This is a genomic window from Microbacterium sp. EB106-03-03-XG65, assembly GCF_058791955.1.
This window is the reverse complement of record NZ_JBYTEB010000001.1, coordinates 1,325,821-1,351,076: the sequence shown is the minus strand read 5'-3', so window position 1 is coordinate 1,351,076 and position 25,256 is coordinate 1,325,821. Positions and strand designations below refer to the sequence as shown.

The window sequence follows — 25,256 nt, the reverse complement described above, 5'->3', positions numbered from 1 at the left end:
TGGGTGTGACATTCCCGGAGACGATGGACGACTCGGAGAAGAGTCGAGCCGCTGAGCTCCACGACTGGGTGAGCAGCCAACCGGAGATTTCCGACGTTCTCGACGACATGATGTTCGGTCAGCCCGCACCGGGGTGGTACTCGCGTCTGCTGTCAGAACTGGTCCTTGTCACCGACAACGACACCATCGAGGCCTGTTTCGTGACCTTCATCGAGGACGCCGAGAGCGACGAACACGACGCTCATCGTGCGACAGTGTGTGTCATCGGAGGGCGACGAATCATCGAGGCGGAGACCTTCACGCACCGACCGAAAGATCAGTCACGCACGGTCGTGACGTCCCGCGCCGACATTCGGTCGGTATCCGTCCGCGAACCATACGGAGTGCTCGGAAACAGCGCATCACGCTGGCCCGGACCGATGATTGTCGAGCTCACGCTCCGCGGCCGCGAGGAACCACTCACCCTGTTCGCCGACCGCAACAGCGGGGCCGCGCGGGCTCTGAATATGCGCACTCTCTTTCGCAGCTTGCTGGAGAACGTGTCCGCGTGAAGGGGGCACCTCGCGTACGGGGATGAAGGAGCGTGCTCGGCGCTCGCCAGCGCCGCGTCCTGTGTCTCACCTCTGCGGAGTTGATGCGCAAGGCCGACATCGTGTGCGTGAACGTTTCGTTGACCGACGACAGTCGCGGACTGATAGAGCTGAGGTACTCGCTCTGATGAATCAGTAGCAGGTGGCCGCCGTGTGGAGCAACATCGATGCGGTGTCACGGCGCGGGTTCCCCAGCGGAGTCGCCCCTCAGCCAGGTCGGCTCACCGCCCGGTCGGAAGGACGAAGGAATCGGAGCAACGCTCGCTCCCTTCGACTTCGTATTCCTCGATGTAGGCACCCTCCGGGATGGCACGATAGGCAGTCACGCACAGCTGCCAGGTCTGGTCCGCGGTGACGGTCAGGGGGTCGCCGTTCGATTCGAAGCGGTGCACCGAGTCGGACGCCGGGTTCACCTCTCGAGTCGTGTCACGCTCCTCCCCCATCCGATATCCGGCGTCAACGCGAAATGACTCGGGGTACAGGGCAATGATGTTGACGACGTAATGGTCGAGCGAGTCATCATCGACCGCGTCCCAGGATGCCTTCACGCGATCCCCGTCGCCCGTCCACATGACCGAGACTGGGCTGTCGGGGGACAGTTCGATAGGAAGGTTCGCGGCTGGTTCAGTGCATGTGGCTGTCAGCCCACAGAATGGACGCCAGTCCCCCACCCCGGTCCACCCGATGACGACGGCAACCACGGCGCCGACGATGGCCGTACCGATCCCCAGCCGCGAGAGAAAGCTGCGGTGCGGCGGTGTCGAGTTGGTCACACCTCATCCTCGTGCACGGGGGCCGCACCGCATAGAGTCGCGGTCATCGATTCCTGGCTCGCGTGCTGGCAGATGAGTCGCGGCTAAAGCTTGGCGTCGGTGAACAGTTCCGCGATAGACAGGCCCAGGACGCCGGCGAGCCCGCTGAGAGTCGCCATCCGGGGGTTCGACGGCCCGACCTCGTCCTTGCGGCCCGAGGCGCGCCCCGACTCAATCAGTTGCAGCTGATTCTTCGTAATCCCCGCTTGGTAAGCGAGGGACTCCTGAGAGAGGCCCCTCGCGGTCCTCAGCTGCCGAAGAGTGCCCCCTAGGCGGCTTGCGCTTTCCTCGTTCCACACCTGTCCAGCATGCGCACCCGGCCCACCGAAACACACCCTATGCACCAGGCCTATTGGACATGTCCAACTGCGTAATGTCAAAACGCCGTCGCCACTCGAGTATCCGGTGTCAACGACAAGCGCATGGTCATCTATGCAGCACCTCTTTACACAGCTCGTGTCGTGACGCCCCCGGTGAGGAGAGCGATGACAGCCCATCCTCCAGACCATCCTCCGTCTGAGACCGCGCATGGGCGAGTTATCGGGAACACCCGACACCTCACCACGAAGGATGCACCACCATGACTAGTACCCAGCGCGTTCGCCCCGACGACTACGTCAGCGACGTCAGCGTCCAGATCGGCCTCGCCCTCCGCGAGCAACTTGACCAGCTCTATCCGGGAAAGATCAGACAGCGCCTGCGAGGCAGTCCACTGAGCACAGTCCCCGGCCATACGATCTTCGTGCCCTCGTCCAAGTCCTACTACCCGACTCCGGACTCGACATCAACGACGGACGCCGTGGAGCGGATCCTCGCTATCGTCGTCCGCGATCTGCTGCAGCAGTTGAATGAAGCGCAGATCCCCGAGGAATCTGACCAGTGGAGCATCACGCTCACTTGGGATGGGCACGGCCTTTTCAACGACGGGCAGTTCGTCCAGGACGGGTTCCGGTTCGACGCGTACGCGGAGGTGTTCGCCGCACCGGCATGAGTACGCAGATCGCCCATCCGCCGTTCGGCGCGTGGGGAACCGATTCAACTTGACGGTGTGACGTTGGTTCGCCGGCTACAAGCCCGAGTGGCGCGCGTCAGCCATTCGGGTCCAGGCTTTCGACGAGATCGGCGAGTCAGTGTGCGCGTGGTGGTCTATCAGTCCTGACTCCGCGCAAAACGCCATCCGGTACTGGCTGGCTTGCATAGACCCGACGAACGTGCGGTGGTCACCGCGCCGCGAACCGGTCGCGCCACGATGCGACGAACTCGGCGAACTCAGTCTCTCTGGATACGTCTTGCCACGCATCCGCCACTTGCGAGGCGACGTAGTCCTCATCGGAGAGCACTTCGATGAGGTACCCCAGACCCGCAGCGACTGCTTCACCGATACGTTCGGTCGCCGTCCCCCGAGCGAAGACGTCCGCAGCGTCTTCCGGTTCGGTCGCCAGCATGAGCCGGTAGACATCAGCGAAGTCTTTCGGGCGCAGCCTTTCTGAGTTTCGAGCAAGCTCGGCGGCGTCCATTCGGTCATGTAGCTTGTACGCCTTCGCGCACAGAAGCGCGGCGGGCGCGGCGACGTACGCCTGCACGCTGGGCCGGTCATCGAACGAGCGCAACTCGACCAGTCGTCGGTCAATGGTGGTGAGTTCCGTTCCCGGTGTCGCGGACACGGAGTTCTTCCCATGGTCGCCCACACGAGCGCCGCGCCGAGGCTTCTTTGTGCCCTCCGGGTAGGAGACTGCGAAGGGCGCAATAAGGTCGACGGTGTCCCGTTGGTGAATGTTGAGGTGCCGCTGCGAAACAGGAGACCAGATCCCGGGACGATCCCCGTATTCCTGCTCAAACCCCAGAGACTCCATCACCTCGCCGAGACGAGGAAGGGGCATCAGCAGACTCGGAGTTACGCCGAGGTCACCGTCGCGGGTCGAGTCGTCCGGTGGGACATCGGGAACCCCTTGTGTCATCTCAATGACTCCGTGGGCCCCGAGAACCGTGAGCGCTTCTTGGTGCTCGGACAAAGCGGTGATGACGTCGATGAGAAGACGCCTGCTGCGGACGATCTCCGGGTCGTAACGAGCACTGTCGAAGATGGGAAGTGAGATCTCCGGTTCACTGACCGGCTTTCGCGTCAACTGCCCAGCCCCGTCTTGGCCTGCTGGACGGTGCACGTTTCCGTGGGCATCGGTACTCATGCCGGCACGTCCTCTTGCTCGGGCCACGTGAGGGCGACAGCTTCCGCTTTCTCGGGTTGGCGGCCGCCGGAGGCAAACGCGTCCAGCATTGCCTGAGCACGGCTGACAAACCTCAACCCGCCTTCGGTCTCCACGCCCTCCATTTCGCCGGCGACGGGTGACACGAGCATCGTTCCCCGCAGAGGAGCCGTCTCGACGAGTCCGAGCTGTTCAACTACATGCCGCGGGTTCGTCACGTAGATGATGGGGGACGATGCCGGAGCCGTGGCGCGGCCAGGGGTTGTCGCCACAAGACCGGAGATGGCGTAGTCGAAACCTGCGGCGGCCAGCGCTCGGGGAAGATCCTGCCATTGGCGTTGATCCGGCAGCTCGACGTAGAGGGGCTGCCGTGACCGTCGGGAGAATTTCGCCGCATTCCCCGCTAGTACAGCCAGACCGAGCACAGTCTCCGGCGTCATTGACGCTGTTGTCCAGCCCGCTCGCGCCCATGAACTACGCCAGCGGGGCGAGGCGGCATCGAGTTTGCCCTCCAGTATCGCCCGGGCGGACGAGACGGCTGTGGCATCCCCGGCGGACACGACAGTCTTGCCCGCGAGAACCATGCCTGTGGCCTCGAGCATTTTCTGCAGGGTGCCCCAGGTCGGATCCAGCTTCCCGTTCTCGATTCGCCCGACGGTGGAAGCGGACACATCGGCGAGGCGAGCGAGGTCAGCACGCGACAAACCGTCTGTTGCGCGGATGCGCTTGACAATGGTTGCCGCGTCCATGGCTCCTCCTTGCGTATACGCAAGTCTACCGCTTTCATGCGCGGTACGCAGCCTGCGGTGACGCGGATCGCCGGGCAATCACTCGCGGCAGCGCGAGACGGCCGAACTACCTCGCCACCGGAAGCCGCGACTTCTCGAACCGGTCGAGCAGCTTCGCCAACCTGCCGATGCTGTGGAAGCGTTCCTCCATCTCCGCATATTGCACGACGAGCGCCCGGTCGTAGAGCCCGGCATCGTCGAGCGCCCGCAGGTGAACCAGGGTGAGGGTCTCTGCAATCTCGTCGTGCCAGCCGTTGTAGCCCTCCCACACGATGCCCTTGAGCGCCTCACGCGCACTCTCGGTGAGCCCCGCGTCCATGACGTTTTGAGTGAAGACGTTGTACGCCCCCACAAGCCGCGCCCACGCGTCGAAACTGGTGGAGGGGGCCTCGACCAGCAACACGATGTTCTTGTCCGAGACGACCTTCTGCATGACCTTTCTGGTTGGACACCAGACGATGACGACCGTGTCATCAGGGACGAAGCCAGAACGTTCGGTCACGGTGTTCTGCTTGGAGAGATAGCGGCGGGCACTGGCACTCGCCCGGGTCGCGGCGACGACGGTCGGGCGACGCGCAAAATGATTGGCGAGATGCTGCCCGAGCGCCTCCCCTACAGAGAACGAATCCACCCCCTGTGTCCACGGGACGTAGAGGAACCGATGGGCGTGCAGATTCGGGTCAAGCTCGGTCGCCATCAGCTGTTCCAGTCGATGTCGTCGGCGTTCATCTCAATCCTCGTACCGTCATGGATGAGCTGTGCCCACTCGGTCAACTCCGGTTCCGAGATGCTGCCGTCATATCCGGCGAACAACTGTTGCAGCGCGGGACGAATCACATCGAGCGGTTGCCCGGTGTACTGCTCACGTAGCTGCTCAAGGTCCGCGGTCTGTTGTGCTGCCACCTTCCGGACCGCGTCCTGCGCGATGCGCTTGAACGCCTCTTCATCGAAGTTGAAACTGCTCATGCCGTAACCCCCAGATCCGTAAACGTGACGACCCTCATTCGCGTCTCACTGTAGGCGCCACCTCCGACATTCCGAGACCCTCCGAGCGTTGCTACGACAGGGGCGTCCTCGCAACTGTCAGCTGCCCCTCCACCCTGCTCTAGGCGGACTCGTCCAAAGTGATCTCGTATCCGCGCACCTGGGATGGATACCCCCGCTTACGCACGCTCCACAGGGTGCGGACAACGATGACCGTCACCTTGATGACAAACCACACCCCGTACACGGCGACAGCCCCGAGTACCAGCGCTGATAGCAACAGAGGTGACGTGGCGAGGGTCTGCACCACAGCCCACACTCCTCCCTCGGGATCACTGGCTCGCTGCTGTTCAATGAGTTCGAGGATGGCGGGAAGACTGGGTATCGCAGCAATGCCCGCGATGACGACACCGAGTGCCGCGAAGCGGTTCGCGGCCCTCGCCGCACGCAGGCTCGCTCGAGTGGCCGCTCGCTCTGACAGCATGCCCGTCGCCTCGCGGATCGAGGTGAGCGTTGCAGGCACGCGCAGGTCGTCGAAGACATAGGACGCGATGTCACGGGTGGTCCCCGACCGGTGCTGTGCTCCGCGTACTTCTCGCTCGACCGCCTGCACCGCACGGTAGGTTCGCAGGATCTCCCGACCTCGAGTCTGAAAGTCGCCTAGTCGCCGTTCCAGTGCCCGCAATCGCACGTACGCCAGACCGACTCGCTCGTACAGAAGGGTGTGCCTGAGATCCCCGAGACCCGACTCCCACGGTCCCAGCGCGAGCTTCACCATCGACCCGGCCGTCGCGTGAACTCTGGTGCCGCTGTGGATGCTGAGGTCGCGTCCCGCGCTCAACGTGAGCCTCTCGCCTGGGCGGGGCACGGAGCGCACGGCGAGGTGCACGATGTCGGCATCATGGCGCTCCGCCCAGTCGTCACAGCAGTCGCCCGCCTGAGTCAGGATCATCGGATACGTGTACATCGGTCCGCCTTGGCGTGCGTCGATGACGCGAAGCACCCGACCGGTCACGACGTTCAACCAGTCCGTGATGGTGCCGGGTTCTTCTTCATCGGCGAACACCCGCACCCGAACCGTGGCATCCGAGTCCTTGTCCCACTCGCCCCCGATCCACGGGGTGTCCCGGCTCGCGTACACCTCCGGGATCCGCGACTGCGTGAACAGCGGCTGGGAAAGGAACGACGCCGCAATAACCTGTTCCGGGGTGCATCCAGCCGGGAGGACAACACGGACGTTCACCTGAACGACGCCGTCGCGATGCAGGAGAACGCGAGGCTCGAGAGAGATATTCAGGGTCTTCTCGCCAATACGGACGGTATGAGCGGTGCCGTACAGGGTAAACCGCACATACGCATCCTTGTCCTCGGTTTCGCTCCAGAAGAGGTCCTCGTCCATCTGGCGCTCCACCACGCTGATGGCCTGCAATTCGACCAAGGACTTCTCCGCCTCTTCGAAAAGTGTGTCCAGAGGAGTATCGTCTTCCGGCGCGCTCGCCTCCGCGCGGGAACTCCGAATGTCACGGAAGACACGAACTGCGGTGACGGGGTGAGCGATGCTCTCACGTACGAGCGACCGCCAGTCGGTGACGGACGCGGCCCAGTCGCGGTTCACGCGCAGACGTTCGATGCTCTTCTCCGACTGTGCAAGCGACGGAGGAAGCCGAGGTGCGTCATCGGTGGGCCAGGACGCACTCAACGCGAGCTCGGCGTCCAGCAGCGCCTTCGTCGCCTTCCCGAGCTTGATGGGCTTCGCTGTCGGCACGGTATGAGCGAAATAGATGGCGCTGTCGCCCAGAATCGCTGCGTGCACTGCCGTTCGACGGCGTCTGAACTCCCACATGATGCTTGCGTCTACCTGCTGGCGCGCACGAACAGCGTGCAGAGGCGGGCGTGCACGCTCGTGCAGAAGGTGGTCTGGACTGTCACGTGTCCACCGTATCGGGGCCTGACACCACCTACGGCGAGGGCGATTCCGCGTCCACTGTCGGACCGGACGGTTCGCGGGCGTCAGCCGAATCCAGATTGTGGAATGCGTTGACGAAGTGGAGGTCAACGAACTTCCACACCAGCCACCACGCGTACACCGCGGCGGGGGCACTGCGGCCTCGGTCATTGACGAGCCCGTGAGCGTACTCGTTCCGAAGATTCGGTCCCAGCGCGCTGCAGAAAAGCGCACGAATCTCGAACGCAAGGTCCGCGCCGAAGACCGCGGAGGCTTCTTCGCGCTCCATCAGTGAGGACAGTCCGATCTCGTTCTGCACCCCACCGTCATGCGAACGTGTCCGCACGCCGGCATTCGCGAGGTGCACGCGAACGAGGTTTTCGACCTGAGGAGCGAGCAGCTGAGCGGCAGTGAAGAAGTCACCGTTGTATCCGTAGGCGAGCGCCTGGGCGATGGAGTACGCCCGGCCTCGAGGAACGATGGGGCTGCGCCGGGTGAGAGCATGGAAATCGTTGACGCGCAGCTTGTGTTCGGTGCTCATCACCTGCCAGGCGGGGATGATGCGCCCGGTGACCAGCAAGTTCACGCGGCGCTCATAAACGTCCATCATCAAGCTCCACACGTGTCCGGGGACGCCGTACTCTTCCTCGCCCGAGGTCTGATTCGTGCGTGCGGCGATTCGTCCGTCCGCGGCGAAATGGATGGTGGGGAACAAGCTTGCGACGCTGTCCTGCACAGCGGCTGCTGCAGCCGTTCTGATGGTGTCGTAGTCGGCGAGTTCGAGCGGCCGGAGCAAGATGTGCACGGCCTCCTCGATCTTCCGACCCCGCACGACGTCACGAACATTGTTGGCTTGGTCGGTGAGGTCTGTCTCCTCTTCCCGCACCAGAGTGAGCACACGCTGCGCGAGAGCAGTCGCCGCGTCGATGCTGGCCTTGATCCTCTCGTCCGCTCCTGTCAGACCTCGCGCCGCACGCTCAGGCTTAGGGATGGTGCGTAGCGTCGCGAATGCCCGCTCCAGTGCGTCGGACGCGTGCAGGGGTGCATCCTGCCTTTCACTGGCCAGCAACCCGTTCGCCTCGCCGATGAGGCTTTCGACCACCCACGCAACGTCATCGAACGCAGCGTCCATGTTCCCCGCGAGGTCGTGCCAGTGTGCGGCCGCCTCACGCAGGGTTCGTGCCACACCGCCGTCGGCGTCCCCTGCTAGCTGCCGAAGATGCAGTGCGATATCGCTCGCACTCCCCCGCGCTCGACTGTGGTCCAAGAACAGGTCAGAGATGGTGATGCACTCGGTGCCGTCGTCGGAGCTCAGCAGACGAGCGAGAAGGACGTTCTCGATGCGCTGCCCCTGCTTGCCCACTGCGCCTTGGAAGTGCAGCGCTACGACGATGGCTCGTTCACACTGGTTGACGTTGTCCCGGTTGAGTTCGAGATCTTCCAAGCCATCAGCGACCGCCGTCACCATCGCGAGGTACCCGGTGAATCGATCCCCGCCGGTCGAACGGAAAGCAACGATGTCCAATGCCTGGATGCGCAGGCGGCGGTCCGGAAGGCGCGGAGCAATCGCTCGAAGGATGGCCAGCTCGTCTGGGGAGAGGTCGTCGGGCACCTTCGAGCGCTTGTTCCCGAGTGTGAACGTTGGACCGTACGGTGTCTGCCAATCGTCAGGCCGCAGATAGCATCCGTCGAGTATCGCGAGAACATCGGCGACAACCTGCTCATCGACGGTCAGCATCTCCGCCGGTCTCGTGAGGGCGCCGCGCAAAGCTCGGACCCACCGGTCGTCTGTTTCGGTGTGGCTCACGCGTTCATCGTGGCGGAGGAAGGAGGCGAGTTCAAACCGACGAACGCGGGGAAGCGGGCCGCGCGTAGGCGACACGCATCGCACAGGGCCATGACCGCGACCTCAGCAAGCACTCCTACATCAGAACTTGGCGCTCGGGTAGATCGTCGCCGACCGGTACGCGAACATCGACGAGACGAGTTGGGCTGCGATTCCCGCCGCAGGCATCCTTGTGGCAGCGCAAGCGGCCATCGTGCCCCACCGCAGTTGGCGGGGTTAAGAAGTCACAGGTGGGCAATTGCGAATGCGGCACCACTGATCCACGTTTGCGCAACGGCGTGAAGCACTCCAACACCGTCGAGCGAAATCAGACCGCGGTGCGCGCTCTCGGCATTTTCGGACGTTTCGTCACGGGCACCAGGCCGCACCGAGTTCGGAGCAGAGACTCGTCTTTCAAGTTTTCGCGGGGCACGAGGCGGTCGAGGATCCGAGCCTGCGTCTCCGGCGTCCAGTACACCTGCAGGTCCCGGCGGGCGCGAGTGATGGCCGTGTAAAACATCGCGTGAGAGACACGGTCTTCGTTGGCGTCCGTGATGACGACCTTGACCGAGTCGAACTCGAGCCCCTGAGCTTTGTGGAACGAGACCGCGTAGGCGATCTGGAACGGCACGATGGTCACCGATGTGTCGTCGTCTTCGTCAGCGTCCACCATCTCAAAGACGTCGAATCGGATGGTGGATCCTTCGACGTGGATGAGGTCGGTCCCCCACACGTCCATCGACTCAACTTCGCGGTCAATCTCCACATCGAACGTCACCTTGCCTGGCGTCTCCGAGATGGCTTTGATGGTGCCTTTCAGGTTGTTGTGAATGATCTTCCGCCACCGGTTGGTCTCATTGAAGAGCACTGGGTCCCCGACCTTGAAGGTCGCACCGCGACGGACGACAGGAGGTTGCGGGTTGCTCACCTGCAGGAACCGGTTGACGTTGTTGATGCCGTAGAGACCGTCGTAGTTGATGCAGAGAATGATCTCGTCGTCCTGCCGAGGCGTGAATAGCGTCTCCCCGAGCACCGCCGAGTATCGGCTCGTGGACAACGACTCTTCAATGCGCTCGTCCAGGTTCCGCACACGATCCCACAACGTCAGCAGCTCCGGTTCCTTGGTCCGCCAAGGGGTCGTGAGCTCGAACACTGACGTGGTGGGCAGGTAGGACCGAATGCTGGAGAACCAGTTGCCGAACTCGATGGCCTCAATCTGGTAGACGTCACCGACGAGAACGAGGAGGTCGAAGGAGCTGACGCGGAGGACCTCCAGCAGGTCGGCGTTGCTGACGTTGCTGCACTCGTCGATGACGAGGACGTCGTAATGACCGCCTTGGGTCCACCCGCCCACGTGCTTGTGGATCGTGCCGAACTCTGAGTTCGACGCGCTCACCCTGCGGCGGAGATTCTCCACAGCAGGGTTCGTGTGGGCGAGGAAGAGCTTGCGGTTCGCATCGAAATAGCGGGCGATGTGGTCCACCATCCGAGACTTCCCCGTGCCCGCCGCACCATAGACGAGCGCCACCTGCGAGTGCACGAAGAGACCTTTGAGGGCCTCTGCCTTAAGTGGGTCGTCGAACTCGCCGGGGTTGTTGGCGATCCAGTCGTCAACGTCGTCGGAGTAGTCATCGACCCCTTCGGCGGCAATGGCTTGTAGCGCCTGCACGATCTCTACCGTGTCGTCCTCGTAGCCTTTGATGAAGACATGCCCGTTTGCGTGCACGAGGGCCCGCGGCGCGTGACGAGAATTGTTCGGCGGGAGTAGTTCGTTGTGACGCTTCACGAGCGCGTCCAGGTCGCCGAACCCATCCAGTTCCCCGTCCGGAGTGTAGATGCGACCGTGAACCTCGACGTTCGTCTTGATCCGTCGAGCGAGAATCTCATGGCGACGAGTCGACGAGTCCAGCGCCTCGGCAAGGTCGCCGAAGCTCGCCTTATGCTTCGCCGGAAAGGTGCAAAACGGCATGGTGTCGAACGGTCGGCAGGAATGAGTGACGAACATGCCGGCCAGCGGGGAGCAACGCGCGGTGGCGTACTGGTCGCGGATGAGGTTGTTGTACATCCGCAGCAGCAGAAACCGGAGCAGGTTCGATCCGGGACCCGCACGGCGGATGATGCGACGCGCTTCATCGAGCATGGTGAAGATGAGAGGAGAGCGCTTGGCGTCGCTGAGCATGGCTGCGCGAAACCGCTGATACGTGTCCTGGGGCATGTCCGCGATGTCCAGAAGGTTCGACCGCGTGTCGGTGAGGTGACGCATCAAGTTGCGGTGCTCGTTCTGGCTCGGGCGAACATGCTCTGTCTGCGGCCCGAAGAGGATCTTGCGGAGATTGTCAAACTCGCAGCCGCGGATAGACACGCTCCATGCACGAATGAGCGCGACAGGCATGTGCTGCCCCATCACCTCGATGGAGTCGTGTACGAGGTCCAGGCGAGCGGCGTACTTATCGGTGAGATCGATGTCAGTGAACCCGATGTGCCGGTCGAACTTGCTGGCGCGATTGTGGGCGACGGAGAAGGTGACCTCGTAGAAGATGCGACCACGGACGAAGAACGGCCTCGAGCTGTGGACGTAGTAGACGTCCGTCTTCGACTTCGCGGCGTTCATCGGATGCTGAATGCGTTCGGCGATCTTCTCGTAGTACTCAGCGAGGGACTCGTCGAGATCGAGCGGAAAGTCTTCGAGGTTGCCGAGCACTGCACGCGACAAGCGCTTTTCGGCGATGTCGCGAACTCGGACGAGGTACTCGTAGTACTTCAGCATCAGGCGTTCGGACGGGTCGCCGGCCAGGGTGTAGTGCGAGGCGCTCCCCTGAAGCCGGTGGTGGAACCGACTGAGAACGTTCAGTCGAGCATCCGCGCGCACCATGTCGAGCGCCTCCCCGACGTCGCTCTGCCGGAACGTGCGTGACCCATCTTTGATATGCGCGAGGACGGTGAGCCCTTCGACCAGATTCCGCAGCTGCGCAAGGATGTTCTGCGACAGAAGATCCCGCTTGTCCTTGAGAACGGCGATGTTTCGCACAATGTTCTCGTCTGCTTCTCGAATCTGCTCGTCTATAGTGCTCATGCTCTCCCCCGATGTGATCCCACGCTAGCGGACCGAAATACTGGACCGGGTAATGGATACCGACACGTGATCTCGCGAGTGAGTCGCATGCACTGCACGAGCTGACAGGGGTGACTACACACCCCAACCGCACTCAATTCCACCCTCCCGAAAAGCGTGCGCCAGACTGACCTCATGCCGGTACTCATTCCCGAAAGAACAATCGACTCCCTGTTCGCCTTCGAGTTCCTCGCGGTCGCGCCTACGGCGACGATCTGGTCTCCTCACAACAATCGGGGTCCGGGAACAGTTGACCATGAGATTCGCACAAGTCACCGGTACTTCGAGTTCGAATGCAAGACCGTCTACCGAGCTACGGATACAGCACCCTGGATAGTGCAAGTGCGGGTGTCGCAGTTGCACAACTATCTCGCCGCGGGAAGACAGCAGCTCATCTACCTTCTTCCCGCGCGACCAGCGAACGACATGGCTCCCTGGCTTCGCTACTGCGCCGCAGACGCCGACGTAAACGGCCGCTGCTTGGCGTGCTCGAACCCATCTCAGACCGCAGGGCCGGTCTACCACCGCCGGTGGGCGGGACGGCAAGCGCACGTAGCTGGCGCCCCCGCAGAGGCCCGGCTACAGCCGTGGTTCAACCACTGGGCATGGTGCATCTCCGCAGACGACCTGAACGCGTACATCCACGCGAACCCTCTACTTGTGAACGGCGACTACGCGTCCATCCCCGCCGACGATGCACACCTCGGGGCCATCGCTGGCGCAGAACGACTCTGCCACTTGTTCGCAGCGGTGGAGGTCGACTTCCGAGCGACACATCCGTTTGGAGGGCCGCAGCCCCCTGACCCTAATCCGCAGCCTGAGGCGGTTGAAGGCCCCGACCTTGACGAATGGACCATGCCACAACCTGATGAGGGCGCCGACATCACATATGTTCCGGCGCTCGACGAGCACCCTGACGGAGACGAACAACGCGTCCTGGCGTGGTACTGAGCACTAATTCAGTACTCGACGGGATTTCCAGTTGCCGGCCCCTGCCGTTACGACTCGGCGAGAGCATGTCAATAGAAAACTGGGAAGCGCGTACGTCGAACATTCTGGGGTGTTCCGTCGACATGTCTCTCGCGGCAGCTGCAGTTTCCGGTGCGTGCGCTGCCAGCGGGGAACGCACGCTACGACAACCAGTCACCGGGGAGCTGCGTCCACTGGTGGTGGAGACCTGCGCCGCCCGCTCCAGATCGATGACCCCAGCCACGCGGCGAAGCGCGCAAGGAGACTGAACTCGGGGCCCGGCCCGCCCCATACGCCCCACAAGTTCGTTGACCGCACAGCTTGCCGAAAGGCTGGCCCAGAAAACCTCATCGTTTGACAGTTCTTTGATAGAGGTGCAACACTGTCGCCTATGTCAAAGGTTGAGCAAAGGACCCCACTCGAAGACGAGCTTCGGCAGATCTGGGATGCGGTCGCAGTCGCAGACGATCTGGAGCATGACGGCCTGGACTTCAAGCGCCCACAGAAGTCAGAACCGGACACCATCAATGACATCGCCGATGCCGCCATCTGCTTCGCCAACGCGTCGGGTGGTCTCGTGGTGCTGGGCGTCGCAGACAGGCAGGCTGGGCCCGACGCGTTCGTCGGCACCAGTATCGACGCAGATCACCTCCGCCGGCGGATTTATGAGATGACGCAGCCTCCGCTCGATGTCCGAGTCGCTGAAGTCACGTTCGAGAACACTCGCTTGCTCGCTGTTGACGTCGCTGAAGGCTTAGACGTGCACATCGCCAGGAAAAAGGCACCAACCCGCCGGTTCCAAGACCAGTGCATTCCGCTGTCCAGCGCTGATATCAGCCGGATACATGACGAACGTCGCGGCCTCGACTGGAGCGCCGCCGTGAGCACTCACAGCATCAGCGATATCGCCGGATCAACCGAGGCCATGCTGCGCGGCTTGGCGGAAAGAGCGCCCGGAGAAAGCATCGTCCGGTTGAGCGACGCCCCGCTCAGAGACCTCGTCGGCGCTCTGGGCCTGTCCGATAGCAGCGAGCAGCTGAACAATGCCGGCTCACTGCTCCTAGTTGGAGACAGCGACCACGAGATCGCGGTGTACCAATACCGCGATACTCTCGGAGGCGAAGTGCGAGCCGGACGCCGCTGGAACGGAGCTCTTCTGCGTGCTTACGTGGAGCTCACCACATCAATCGAGGCACGAGGCACGTCGGTCCCCCTGAACCTTCCCAACGGGCAGCAGATCCAGATCGAAGACTTCCCCACTGCCGCGGTCCGAGAAGCTGTCGCAAACGCGTTCGCTCACGGCGACCACCGCGAGCAACGACCTGTCTACGTCGAGCACAGCGCAGAGCGAATGATTGTCCGGTCTCCAGGACCACTCGTCACCGGCGTCTCCCCCGCGAACATCATCACTCATCCCCCGAAGCCGCGCTTCCGGGTCCTAGCTGAGGCCTTCCGGTCCCTTGGCCTCGCGGAGCGATGGGGTCAGGGAATCGACCGGATGTATCGGGAAATGATCCGAAGTGGTCGCGATGTTCCCATCGTCTCAGTAACGGAAAGCACGGAACCTGAAACTATCGTCGAGCTCAGCGGCGGCCGCTCCAACCAACGCCTCGCGAAGTTCATTGGCGCGCTCCCCCAGGCCACTCAACGGGACACAGATGCTCTACTCATCGTGCTGGCGCTGACACGGAAACGCAGCATCAACGCGGTGACGCTAGCCCCCCAGGTACAACGGCATACCGACGCAGCTGAAGCCGTCCTACGTCGCATCGCAGCAGAGGAGGACCCCATCATCGAGCCGACTCAGCGAACGGTTCGTCGCGCTCACCCCGACTATCGGCTCGCCGGTTGGGCAGTTGCCGCTCTGGGCAATGCCCTGGGCTACCAAGTCCGCTCGCGCACGGATAGTGACCGGAAGGTCATCGACCACGTGCGGGAGTACAAGCACATCAACAACGCAACCATCCAGCGCATCTTTGACGTAGACACGTTCGCAGCCCGGTACATGCTCCAAGACCTGGTGGGACGTGAGCTGCTTGTCAGAATCTCCGCTCAGAGCCGCGGCACGGCGGTTCGGTATGGCCCCGGACCCAAGTTCCCGGAGCACAGACCCCGTGGAAAGAAGTCGAACGACTCTTAGCAACAACGAACAGCTGACTACCTCTCATTATGAGCAGGCCCGCCATCCGAGCTGAAACATGCACGGGCGGCGTCTTGGTCCGGGGTCGACTCCGGCAGATCTGACGCGAAGGCCGGGAGGTTGGTTGGTGCGCGCTACTCGAAGTTGCTGATTGAAGCATCGAGTTCCACGCACTGGCCCCGAGGACGCAGCCGGCACCCGTCGCGGAGGAACCATCTGGTTCGCCTGGCGGACAACCTGGTCCGGCCCCGGAGCGAAACCCACGAAGATCCCTCGCCGCCGCTCTCCACCACGTCGCTGAGGCGCCATTTTCAGTAGAGAACGAAGAAAGCCGCCGAGATTCCGGCGGCTTTCTTCGTTTGACCTGGGATTCCGAGATACGGGAACGAAACTCCTGAGTTACGGGAATACCCCATGGTGGCGAGTGAGGGATTCGAACCCCCGAATGCAATGCAGTCTGATTTACAGTCAGATCCCTTTGGCCGCTTGGGTAACTCGCCAGAGCGCACCCGTCCGACTTCGACAGCCAACCGGGGGCACGATAGATAATCATACCTGCCGAGGGCGGGCGTGAGAAATCGAGCGATCAGCTGCCGAACACGCCGCGATCAGCGTCTGCGAGCGACTCCGGCGTGCGCAGGAGCCCGCCCTCCGCGCGGCAGGTCGCGGCAGCCACGTCCATGGCCCGATCCAGCAGCGACCGCCATTCCTCGGCTTCTGTCGGTGCGTCCAGGACGAGGCCGGCAGCGACGGCCGCGAGGGTCGCGTCTCCGGCCCCCACGGTGTCCACGATGCGTCCGGGAAGTGTCGAGATCGGCGCGGAAAAGGTACCCGCATCCGTCTCGAGGACAGCTCCCGCTGCTCCCGCCGTGGCGAGCACCGCTCCCGCACCGGCTTCCCGCAGGCGAGCGCGCAATGCGTCGAGGTCGCCGTCGTACAGCAGCGAGGCGTCATCCGCTCCGACCTTGACGATCGCGGCGTTCGCGGCGATCTGCTCGAAGCCGCGGACGAACTCCCCTCGGTCGCTGAGCATCCCCGACCTCGGATTGGGGTCGATGGCCAGGCGAGCGCCTCGAGTCGCCTGGCCGAGCGCCTCGACCTCGCTCGGCACGTCGAAGGGGAAGCAGCTGATCACGACCAGCCCGGCTTGTTCGATCGCCGTCGTCGCCGCGCCTGCGAACCGGATGCTGCGCCGTTGCGCCGCCTCATTGAAGACATAGGTCGGCTCGCCGTCGGGCCCCCTCTGAACGATCGCGCGCGACGAGCCCTGCGGCGCGGGCGATCCGACGAGCGTGACGCCGTGATCGTCGAGATACTCCCTGATGTGGTCGCCGGCCTCGTCGTCGCCGACCATCGCGATCAGGGTCGTGGGCACTCCGAGTCGGCGCAGTCCCACTGCGACGTTGAGCGCCGCTCCCCCGACGAGTTCGCGCACCCCGGCGCTGTCGCGGATCTCGTCGATCAGGGCGTCTCCGATGACGACGACGGACGCGGAGTCAGGCATGGTTTCTTCGCTCACCCCGCCGACATTACCCGCGACCGGGACGGACGGCATCCGGCCCGCCTCCGTCGCGAGCCGCTGCACCAGCGCTACGGTGAGCGCATGAACGCGCGACTCGTCTCGGCAGCTGCCGCTCTCGGCCTGATCGTCCTGCTCGCGGGCTGCGGAGGCGCCGCAGACGGAGGGGACACGAGCGCCAGCCCCGAGCCGTCGTCGAGCACGACTCCCGACGAGACGTCGACACCGACGCCCTCCCCCACCCCGACGTCGACGCCGATCGCTCTGCCGACCGACTGCCGGGCGATCCTCTCCGAGGACGTGCTCGTGCAGCTCGACGGCATCCCGCTCAATGATCCGAGCGTCGGCCCGTCCGGCGTCGGGGACGACGGCACTCTGACCTGCATCTGGCGCGATCCGCGCGCCGACACCACCACCCTCGTCACCACGATCTCGCTCATGAACCGCGGCCCCGCGCTCGACATGCTGAACGCGCTCGTGACGACCGAGGGCTTCACGTGCTTCACGCCGGATGACGGCACCCGATGCGAGAAGACCTGGCCCAACGAGCAGTACCCCGTGACCGATGGGCGCACGTTGTTCTGGCGCGACGACATCCTCATCGACACGCGGTATTCGAACCTCGCGCCGACCGGATACACCTCGAGCATCATCGCCAATCTCTTCGACTGATCCGCCGCGTCCGCGGTCACACGCCGGGCACGAAGAAGGCCCCGGGCGAATCGCCCGGGGCCTTCTCACTCAGTACGTCAGTTTTTCGACTCGCTCGCGCTACGCGCGTGCTCGCTCAATCTTGACCCGCAAGCGGATCAGTTGTACGTACCCGGCGTGATGTCGTCCGTCGAGAACGCGTCGAAGTCGACGTAACCGAAGTCACCGTCGGCGTACGCACCGTCGGATGCGAAGATCCGGTTCGGGTAACGCTCGCTCTTGGCTTCTTCCGTCGCCTCGACCGTGACGTCGCGGTACTTCGAGAGACCGGTTCCGGCGGGGATGAGCTTTCCGATGATGACGTTCTCCTTGAGACCGACCAGCGGGTCGCGCTTGCCCTCCATGGCGGCCTGCGTGAGCACGCGGGTCGTCTCCTGGAACGACGCTGCCGACAGCCACGACTCGGTCGCAAGCGACGCCTTCGTGATACCCATCAGCTCCGGACGGCCCGACGCGGGGCGCTTGCCCTCTGCCACAGCCTCGCGGTTGATCGCCTGGTAACGCTTGAGGTCGACCATCTCACCCGGGAGCAGGGTCGTGTCGGCGTGATCGACGACGGTGACCTTGCGGAGCATCTGACGGACGATGACCTCGATGTGCTTGTCGTGGATCGGCACACCCTGCGAACGGTAGACGCCCTGGACGCCGCCGACGAGGTAACGCTGCACCTCGCGGGCACCCATGACACGCATGACCTCCTTGGGGTCGAGCGTGCCGACCAGGAGAGGCTGACCGACCGTGACGTGCTGACCGTCCTCGACCAGAAGCGTCGCACGCTTCAGGACCGGGTAGATCACTTCCTCGTCACCGTTGTCGGGCGTCAGGATGACCTTCTTGGCCTTGTCGGTCTCGTCGATCGTGATGCGGCCATCGGCCTCGGCGATCGGCGATGCCGCCTTCGGGGTACGAGCCTCGAAGAGCTCCTGCACACGGGGCAGACCCTGCGTGATGTCATCTGCCGAGGCCGAACCACCGGTGTGGAACGTACGCATCGTCAGCTGGGTACCGGGCTCACCGATCGACTGTGCAGCGATGATGCCGACGGCCTCTCCGATGTCGACGGTCTTACCCGTCGCCAGCGAACGACCGTAGCACTGAGCGCAGACACCGACGGCGGAGTCGCAGGTCAGGACCGAGCGCACCTTGATGCTCTCGACACCGAGACCGACGAGCTTGTCGATGAGGACGTCACCCACATCGTCTCCGGCAGAGGCGACGACCTCGCCCTTGCTGTCGACCACGTCGGAGGCCAGCGTGCGAGCGAACACCGAGTTCTCGACGTTCGCGTCGCGCACGAGCTCACCCTGCGAGTTCGGAGCGGCGATCGGGAGCTCGAGGCCCTTCGACGTGCCACAGTCGTCTTCGCGGATGATGACGTCCTGCGAGACATCCACCAGACGACGGGTCAGGTAACCCGAGTCGGCGGTACGCAGAGCGGTGTCGGCCAGACCCTTACGGGTACCGTGCGTCGCGATGAAGTACTCCGCCACCGACAGGCCCTCGCGGTACGAGGAGATGATCGGACGCGGGATGATCTCACCCTTGGGGTTGTTCACCAGACCACGCATACCGGCGATGTTCCGGATCTGCAGCCAGTTACCACGAGCACCCGACGACACCATGCGGTTGATGGTGTTGTCTTCGGGGAAGTTCGCCCGCATCGCGGCCTGAACCTCGTCGGTCGCCTCGGTCCAGATCTTGATGAGCTCCTGACGACGCTCGACGTCGGTCGTGAGGCCCTTCTCGTACTGGGACTGGACCTTCGCGGCCTGCTTCTCGTAGCCCGCGACGATCTCGGCCTTGTTCGGAGGCGTGAGGATGTCGCTCAGAGCGACAGTCACACCCGAGCGCGTGGCCCAGTAGAAACCGGCGTCCTTGATGCGGTCGAGCGACGCAGCCGTCTCGACCTTGGGGTACTCCTCGGCCAGCTTGTTGACGATCTGCGACAGCTTGTTCTTGTCAGCCTGCTCGCGGACGAACGGGTATCCCTTGGGAAGCGTGTCGTTGAAGATCGCCTGACCGAGCGACGCGTCGACGAGACCGTGGCGCTCGTATCCCTCGGGAGCTTCGCCCTCGAGGAACGTCAGACCCGGGATGCGGATGCGGACCTTGGCCTGCAGGTCGAGGGTTCCCTCGTCCTTCGCCAGGATCGCCTCGCCCACCGAACCGAATGCACGACCCTCACCGGCTGCGCCCTCCTTGACCGTGGTCAGGTGGTGCAGACCGATGATCATGTCCTGCGAAGGCAGGGTGACAGGGCGTCCGTCGGACGGCTTCAGGATGTTGTTCGACGCGAGCATCAGCACGCGGGCCTCGGCCTGAGCCTCGACCGACAGCGGCAGGTGCACAGCCATCTGGTCACCGTCGAAGTCGGCGTTGAACGCCGCGCAGACGAGCGGGTGCAGCTGGATGGCCTTGCCCTCGACGAGCTGAGGCTCGAAGGCCTGGATGCCGAGGCGGTGCAGGGTGGGTGCACGGTTGAGCAGCACCGGACGCTCGCGGATGATCTCCTCGAGCACGTCCCAGACCTCGGGACGGGTGCGCTCGACAGCGCGCTTCGCTGCCTTGATGTTCTGCGAGTGACCGAGGTCGATCAGGCGCTTGATGACGAACGGCTTGAAGAGCTCCAGAGCCATCTGCTTGGGCAGACCGCACTGGTGCAGCTTCAGCTGCGGTCCGACGATGATGACCGAACGGCCCGAGTAGTCGACGCGCTTGCCGAGCAGGTTCTGGCGGAATCGACCCTGCTTACCCTTCAGCATGTCGCTGAGGGACTTCAGGGCGCGGTTGCCGGTACCGGTGACGGGGCGACCACGACGACCGTTGTCGAACAGCGCGTCGACGGCCTCCTGCAGCATCCGCTTCTCGTTGTTGACGATGATCTCAGGGGCACCGAGGTCGATCAGACGACGAAGACGGTTGTTGCGGTTGATCACACGACGGTAGAGGTCGTTGAGGTCAGAGGTCGCGAAGCGGCCACCGTCGAGCTGCACCATCGGGCGCAGCTCCGGCGGGATCACCGGAACGACGTCGAGGACCATCGCGGCCGGGCTCATGCCGGTCTCGAGGAACGAGCTGACGACCTTGAGACGCTTGATCGCACGGATCTTGCGCTGGCCCTTGCCCTCGGAGATCTGCAGACGCAGGCTCTCGGCCTCGCTGGCCAGGTCGAACGCCGCGAGGCGACGCTGGATCGACTCGGCGCCCATGTAGGCCTCGAAGTACTGACCGAAACGGTCCTGCAGCTCGTGGAAGACGTCGTCCTCGGGACGCAGTGCGCCGACCTCGAGCGTGCGGAAGTCTTCCCACACGCGCTCGAGCTTGGCGATCGCCTCGTCGGCACCCTTGCGGATGAGCGACATCTCCTTCTCGGCGGCGTCCTTGACCTTCTTCTTCGCGTCGGCCTTGGCACCCTCGGCCTCGAGAGAAGCGAGCTCCTCTTCCAGGCGAGCCAGGCGCTCGGCGATCTTCGCGTCGCGACGGTCTCCGAGCGTCTTCAGCTCGAGACGGATGTTGTTCTCCTGCGTGCCCAGGTCGCGGTGACGAGCATCCTCGTCGACCGAGATGACCATGTAGGCGGCGAAGTAGATGACCTTCTCGAGGTCCTTCGGCGCCATGTCGAGCAGGTAGCCGAGACGCGAGGGCACGCCCTTGAAGTACCAGATGTGGGTGACCGGAGCGGCGAGCTCGATGTGACCCATGCGCTCACGACGGACCGAGGACTTGGTGACCTCGACGCCGCAGCGCTCGCAGACGATGCCCTTGAAGCGGACACGCTTGTACTTGCCGCAGGCGCACTCCCAGTCGCGGGACGGGCCGAAGATCTGCTCTCCGAAGAGACCGTCCTTCTCCGGCTTCAGGGTGCGGTAGTTGATGGTTTCAGGCTTCTTGACTTCGCCGTACGACCAGGCGCGGATGTGGTCCGCGGTCGCGAGACCGATGCGAAGCTCATCGAAAGTGTTTGACTCGAGCACAAATTCTCCTGTGTAGGAATTCTTCTGAAGAAATCGGGGAGGTGGGCCGCCGACCGGGCGTGATGCTCAGTCGGCGGCCTGCACCTTAGATCTCGTCGATCGAGGCGGCCTCGAAGCGGCTGGAGATGTTGATGCCGAGCTCCTCCGCAGCGCGGAAGGCCTCGTCGTCGGTGTCACGCAGGTTGACGAGCGTGCCGTCTGCCGAGAGGACCTCGACGTTCAGGCAGAGCGACTGCATCTCCTTCATGAGCACCTTGAAGGACTCGGGGATGCCGGGCTCCTGGATGTTCTCGCCCTTGACGATGGCCTCGTACACCTTGACGCGGCCGAGGATGTCGTCGGACTTGATCGTGAGGAGCTCCTGGAGCGCGTATGCGGCGCCGTAGGCCTCGAGGGCCCACACCTCCATCTCACCGAATCGCTGGCCACCGAACTGCGCCTTACCACCGAGCGGCTGCTGGGTGATCATCGAGTACGGACCGGTCGAACGCGCGTGGATCTTGTCGTCGACCAGGTGGTGCAGCTTCAGGATGTACATGTAGCCCACCGAGATCGGCGCCGGGAACGGCTCGCCGGAGCGGCCGTCGAACAGCTGCGTCTTTCCGGTCGAGTCGATCAGGCGCACACCGTCGCGGGTCGGGGTGGTCGCGTCGAGGAGACCGGAGATCTCCTCCTCGCTCGCGCCGTCGAACACCGGAGTGGCGACCTTGGTGCCGGGAGCGGCCTCGAAAGCATCCTTCGGGAGCTTCGCAGCCCACTCGGGGGTTCCCTCGACCTTCCAGCCCTGCTTCGCGATCCACCCGAGGTGAGTCTCGAGCACCTGACCGAAGTTCATTCGACCGGGGATTCCGAGCGGGTTCAGCACGATGTCGACCGGGGTTCCGTCCGCGAGGAACGGCATGTCCTCGATCGGAAGGATCTTGGCGATGACACCCTTGTTGCCGTGACGGCCGGCGAGCTTGTCACCCTCGGTGATCTTGCGCTTCTGGGCGATGTAGACCACGACGCGACGGTTCACACCGGAGCCGAGCTCGTCATCGCCGTCTTCGGCGTTGAACTCCTTGACGGCGATGATCGTGCCCTGCTCACCGTGGGGCACCTTCAGAGAGGTGTCACGGACCTCGCGGCTCTTCTCGTTGAAGATCGCGCGGAGCAGACGCTCCTCGGCCGAGAGCTCGGTCTCGCCCTTCGGCGTGACCTTTCCGACCAGGATGTCGCCGGGGCGGACCTCGGCACCGATGCGGATGATGCCGCGCTCGTCGAGGTCCTTGAGCAGCTCGGGGCTGACGTTGGGGAGATCACGGGTGATCTCCTCCTTGCCCAGCTTCGTGTCGCGCGCGTCGACCTCGTACTCCTCGATGTGGATCGAGGAGAGGGTGTCGTCCTTCACCAGGTCCTGGCTCAGGATGATCGCGTCCTCGAAGTTGTAGCCTTCCCACGTCATGAACGCGACGAGGAGGTTCTTTCCGAGGGCCAGCTCGCCGTTCTCGGTGGCGGGGCCATCCGCGATGACCTCTCCGACCTCGACGCGGTCGCCCTCGTTGACGACGACCTTCTGGTTGTACGACGTGCCCTGGTTCGAGCGGTCGAACTTGCGCAGGTGGTAGTCCTGCGTTCCACCCTCGTCGAGCATGACGGTGACGCGGTCTGCGGAGACCTCGGTGACGACACCCGGCTTCTCAGCCGTGAGCACGTCGCCGGCGTCGATGGCCGTGTAGCCCTCCATACCGGTTCCCACGAGCGGCGAGTCGCTGCGCAGCAGCGGCACAGCCTGACGCTGCATGTTGGCACCCATGAGTGCGCGCTGTGCGTCGTCGTGCTCGAGGAAGGGCACGAGCGAGGTCGCGACCGACACCATCTGGCGCGGCGAGACATCGATGTAGCCGATCTCCTCGGGGAGGAAGAGGTCCACCTCACCGCTACCGCCCTTCGGACGGGCGAGGACGTGGCTCTCACGGAAGCGACCCTTGGCATCGAGCGGGGCGTTGGCCTGCGCGATGTTGAAGTCGACCTCCTCAGAAGCCGTCAGGTAGTCGATGTGCTCGGTGACGACGCCACCCTCGACCTTGCGGTACGGGGTCTCGATGAAACCGAACGAGTTGATGCGCGCGAAGGTCGCGAGAGCACCGATCAGACCGATGTTCGGGCCTTCAGGCGTCTCGATGGGGCACATGCGACCGTAGTGCGACGGGTGGACGTCACGGACCTCGACGCCTGCGCGGTCGCGGCTCAGACCACCGGGGCCGAGGGCCGAGAGGCGGCGCTTGTTGGTCAGACCCGCGAGCGGGTTGTTCTGATCCATGAACTGCGACAGCTGCGACGTTCCGAAGAACTCCTTGATCGCGGCGACGACGGGGCGCACGTTGATCAGGGTCTGCGGCGTGATCGCCTCGATGTCCTGCGTGGTCATGCGCTCGCGAACCACGCGCTCCATGCGGGAGAGTCCGGTGCGGACCTGGTTCTGGATGAGCTCGCCCACGGCGCGGATGCGACGGTTGCCGAAGTTGTCGATGTCATCCGTCGCGATGCGGATCTCGGCCTGCTTGCCCGAGCGGATGCCGTCGAACGTGTCGACACCGGCGTGCAGACGGACGAGGTACTTGATCGTCGCGACGATGTCGTCGACGGTCAGGACCGAGTCGGTCAGTGCCGCGTCGAGACCCAGCTTGTGGTTGATCTTGTAACGACCGACCTTGGCGAGGTCATAGCGCTTCGGGTTGAAGTAGAAGTTGTCGAGGAGCGCGCGGGCAGCCTCTGCGGCCACCTGCTCGCCCGGACGCAGCTTGCGGTAGATGTCGCGGAGCGCATCTTCCTTGGTGACGATGGTGTCCTTCGCCAGCGTCTCCTCGATCGAGGGGAAGCCTGCGAACTCGGCGAGGATCTGCTCGCTCGTCAGACCGAGCGCCTTGAGGAAGACGGTGACGGACTGCTTGCGCTTGCGGTCGATACGCACACCGACCTGGTCGCGCTTGTCGATCTCGAACTCGAGCCATGCGCCACGGCTCGGGATGACGCGCGCCGAGACGATGTCCTTGTCGGACGTCTTGTCGGGGGTCTTGTCGAAGTAGACGCCGGGCGAACGCACCAGCTGCGAGACGACGACGCGCTCGGAGCCGTTGATGATGAACGTTCCCTTGTCGGTCTGCAGCGGGAAGTCGCCCATGAAGACCGTCTGAGTCTTGATCTCACCGGTGAGGTGGTTCATGAACTCGGCCTCGACGTACAGCGGAGCGGCGTAGGTCTTGCCACGCTCCTTGCACTCCTCGATCGAGTACTTCTCCGGCTCGAGGTAGGGGTTCGTGAACGAGAGCTGCATGGTCTCGCCGAGGTCCTCGATCGGAGAGATCTCCTCGAAGATCTCGCCGAGTCCGGAGACCTGGTTCACGTCGGTCCGGCCGGCGGCGTTCGCCTCGGCGACACGGGCCTTCCAGTCGTCGTTTCCGACGAGCCAACCGAAGGATTCGGTCTGCAGAGCGAGAAGGTCAGGGACCGTCAGCGTGTCGGAGATCTTCGCGAACGAGAGGCGGGATGCTCCGCGTCCGTTCTTGGTGGTGGTGGATGTGGATGCGTTGGGAGCAGCAGCCAAGGGAATAACCTCCGTGAGCCCCGCAGGGCTTCTCGATTCCTTTGTCGTCAGGTGGAGTGTGCGCTCATGCTCAACGAGATGCCGACCACCATATGAG

The 25,256-nt window shown here is 63.7% G+C and carries 16 protein-coding genes and 1 tRNA gene; 4 read left to right on the top strand and 13 right to left on the bottom strand.

What is annotated here, in order from left to right; translation table 11 throughout:
• The first annotated feature begins 5 nt into the window (after positions 1-5).
• On the top strand, positions 6-551 hold the full coding sequence (locus AC3WS6_RS06315; protein WP_492500208.1) for a hypothetical protein: 546 nt from the start codon (positions 6-8) through the stop codon (positions 549-551).
• A gap of 260 nt (positions 552-811) precedes the next feature.
• Here AC3WS6_RS06315 and AC3WS6_RS06310 read toward each other — a convergent pair whose 3' ends face one another.
• Positions 812-1,363 (bottom strand): hypothetical protein, encoded by a 552-nt coding sequence (locus AC3WS6_RS06310; RefSeq protein ID WP_492500207.1) that lies wholly within the window; start codon positions 1,361-1,363, stop codon positions 812-814.
• A gap of 83 nt (positions 1,364-1,446) precedes the next feature.
• Positions 1,447-1,899 (bottom strand): helix-turn-helix domain-containing protein, encoded by a 453-nt coding sequence (locus tag AC3WS6_RS06305; protein WP_492501452.1) that lies wholly within the window; start codon positions 1,897-1,899, stop codon positions 1,447-1,449.
• An 83-nt stretch (positions 1,900-1,982) separates the two neighbouring features.
• On the opposite strand from AC3WS6_RS06305, the gene AC3WS6_RS06300 reads away from it, so the two are divergent.
• The gene (locus AC3WS6_RS06300; RefSeq protein WP_492500206.1) at positions 1,983-2,393 is read left to right on the top strand and encodes a hypothetical protein; all 411 of its coding nucleotides are present in this window, start codon (positions 1,983-1,985) and stop codon (positions 2,391-2,393) included.
• Between the two features lie 229 nt (positions 2,394-2,622).
• Here the strand turns inward: AC3WS6_RS06300 and AC3WS6_RS06295 are convergent, their stop codons facing one another.
• From AC3WS6_RS06295 to AC3WS6_RS06265, 7 genes are all read right to left on the bottom strand, one after another.
• A complete protein-coding gene (locus AC3WS6_RS06295; RefSeq protein ID WP_492500205.1) occupies positions 2,623-3,588 on the bottom strand; it encodes a hypothetical protein in 966 nt (321 codons plus the stop codon).
• Positions 3,585-4,355, bottom strand: a complete 771-nt coding sequence (locus tag AC3WS6_RS06290; RefSeq protein WP_492500204.1) for a helix-turn-helix domain-containing protein — start codon at positions 4,353-4,355, stop codon at positions 3,585-3,587. The genes AC3WS6_RS06295 and AC3WS6_RS06290 overlap by 4 nt, the downstream gene beginning before the upstream one ends.
• 106 nt (positions 4,356-4,461) lie before the next feature.
• On the bottom strand, positions 4,462-5,091 hold the full coding sequence (locus AC3WS6_RS06285) for a hypothetical protein (protein ID WP_492500203.1): 630 nt from the start codon (positions 5,089-5,091) through the stop codon (positions 4,462-4,464).
• The gene (locus AC3WS6_RS06280) at positions 5,091-5,360 is read right to left on the bottom strand and encodes a hypothetical protein (RefSeq protein WP_492500202.1); all 270 of its coding nucleotides are present in this window, start codon (positions 5,358-5,360) and stop codon (positions 5,091-5,093) included. Before AC3WS6_RS06280 ends, AC3WS6_RS06285 begins: the two co-directional genes overlap by 1 nt.
• 139 nt (positions 5,361-5,499) lie before the next feature.
• Positions 5,500-6,993 (bottom strand): hypothetical protein, encoded by a 1,494-nt coding sequence (locus AC3WS6_RS06275; RefSeq protein ID WP_492500201.1) that lies wholly within the window; start codon positions 6,991-6,993, stop codon positions 5,500-5,502.
• Between the two features lie 343 nt (positions 6,994-7,336).
• Complete coding sequence (locus tag AC3WS6_RS06270; protein WP_492500200.1) at positions 7,337-9,130, bottom strand: DUF7380 domain-containing protein; 1,794 nt, start codon at positions 9,128-9,130, stop codon at positions 7,337-7,339.
• A gap of 346 nt (positions 9,131-9,476) precedes the next feature.
• Positions 9,477-12,221: an AAA family ATPase gene (locus AC3WS6_RS06265; protein WP_492500199.1), complete on the bottom strand. Its 2,745-nt coding sequence runs from the start codon at positions 12,219-12,221 to the stop codon at positions 9,477-9,479.
• A 1,399-nt stretch (positions 12,222-13,620) separates the two neighbouring features.
• Here AC3WS6_RS06265 and AC3WS6_RS06260 point away from each other — a divergent pair.
• A complete protein-coding gene (locus tag AC3WS6_RS06260; RefSeq protein ID WP_492500198.1) occupies positions 13,621-15,369 on the top strand; it encodes an RNA/DNA-binding domain-containing protein in 1,749 nt (582 codons plus the stop codon).
• 415 nt (positions 15,370-15,784) lie between these two features.
• Here AC3WS6_RS06260 and AC3WS6_RS06255 read toward each other — a convergent pair.
• A tRNA-Tyr gene (locus AC3WS6_RS06255) sits at positions 15,785-15,869 on the bottom strand.
• Positions 15,870-15,955: 86 nt separating this feature from the next.
• A complete protein-coding gene (locus AC3WS6_RS06250; RefSeq protein ID WP_492500197.1) occupies positions 15,956-16,873 on the bottom strand; it encodes a carbohydrate kinase family protein in 918 nt (305 codons plus the stop codon).
• Between the two features lie 99 nt (positions 16,874-16,972).
• Between AC3WS6_RS06250 and AC3WS6_RS06245 the strand changes: the two genes are divergently transcribed.
• On the top strand, positions 16,973-17,560 hold the full coding sequence (locus AC3WS6_RS06245; protein WP_492500196.1) for a hypothetical protein: 588 nt from the start codon (positions 16,973-16,975) through the stop codon (positions 17,558-17,560).
• A gap of 137 nt (positions 17,561-17,697) precedes the next feature.
• On the opposite strand, the gene rpoC is transcribed toward AC3WS6_RS06245, so the two are convergent.
• Positions 17,698-21,573, bottom strand: a complete 3,876-nt coding sequence (gene rpoC / locus AC3WS6_RS06240) for a DNA-directed RNA polymerase subunit beta' (protein WP_492500195.1) — start codon at positions 21,571-21,573, stop codon at positions 17,698-17,700.
• An 85-nt stretch (positions 21,574-21,658) separates the two neighbouring features.
• A complete protein-coding gene (gene rpoB / locus AC3WS6_RS06235) occupies positions 21,659-25,159 on the bottom strand; it encodes a DNA-directed RNA polymerase subunit beta (protein ID WP_492500194.1) in 3,501 nt (1,166 codons plus the stop codon).
• Between the last annotated feature and the right edge of the window lie 97 nt (positions 25,160-25,256).

Coding starts and splice junctions, on each gene's coding strand:
- AC3WS6_RS06250 (WP_492500197.1), bottom strand. CDS start 16,873: ATGCCTGACTCCGCGTCCGTCGTCGTCATCGGAGACGCCCTGATCGAC.
- AC3WS6_RS06305 (WP_492501452.1), bottom strand. CDS start 1,899: ATGGGCTGTCATCGCTCTCCTCACCGGGGGCGTCACGACACGAGCTGT.
- AC3WS6_RS06260 (WP_492500198.1), top strand. CDS start 13,621: ATGTCAAAGGTTGAGCAAAGGACCCCACTCGAAGACGAGCTTCGGCAG.
- AC3WS6_RS06245 (WP_492500196.1), top strand. CDS start 16,973: ATGAACGCGCGACTCGTCTCGGCAGCTGCCGCTCTCGGCCTGATCGTC.
- AC3WS6_RS06280 (WP_492500202.1), bottom strand. CDS start 5,360: ATGAGCAGTTTCAACTTCGATGAAGAGGCGTTCAAGCGCATCGCGCAG.
- AC3WS6_RS06290 (WP_492500204.1), bottom strand. CDS start 4,355: ATGGACGCGGCAACCATTGTCAAGCGCATCCGCGCAACAGACGGTTTG.
- AC3WS6_RS06295 (WP_492500205.1), bottom strand. CDS start 3,588: ATGAGTACCGATGCCCACGGAAACGTGCACCGTCCAGCAGGCCAAGAC.
- AC3WS6_RS06285 (WP_492500203.1), bottom strand. CDS start 5,091: ATGGCGACCGAGCTTGACCCGAATCTGCACGCCCATCGGTTCCTCTAC.
- AC3WS6_RS06265 (WP_492500199.1), bottom strand. CDS start 12,221: ATGAGCACTATAGACGAGCAGATTCGAGAAGCAGACGAGAACATTGTG.
- AC3WS6_RS06300 (WP_492500206.1), top strand. CDS start 1,983: ATGACTAGTACCCAGCGCGTTCGCCCCGACGACTACGTCAGCGACGTC.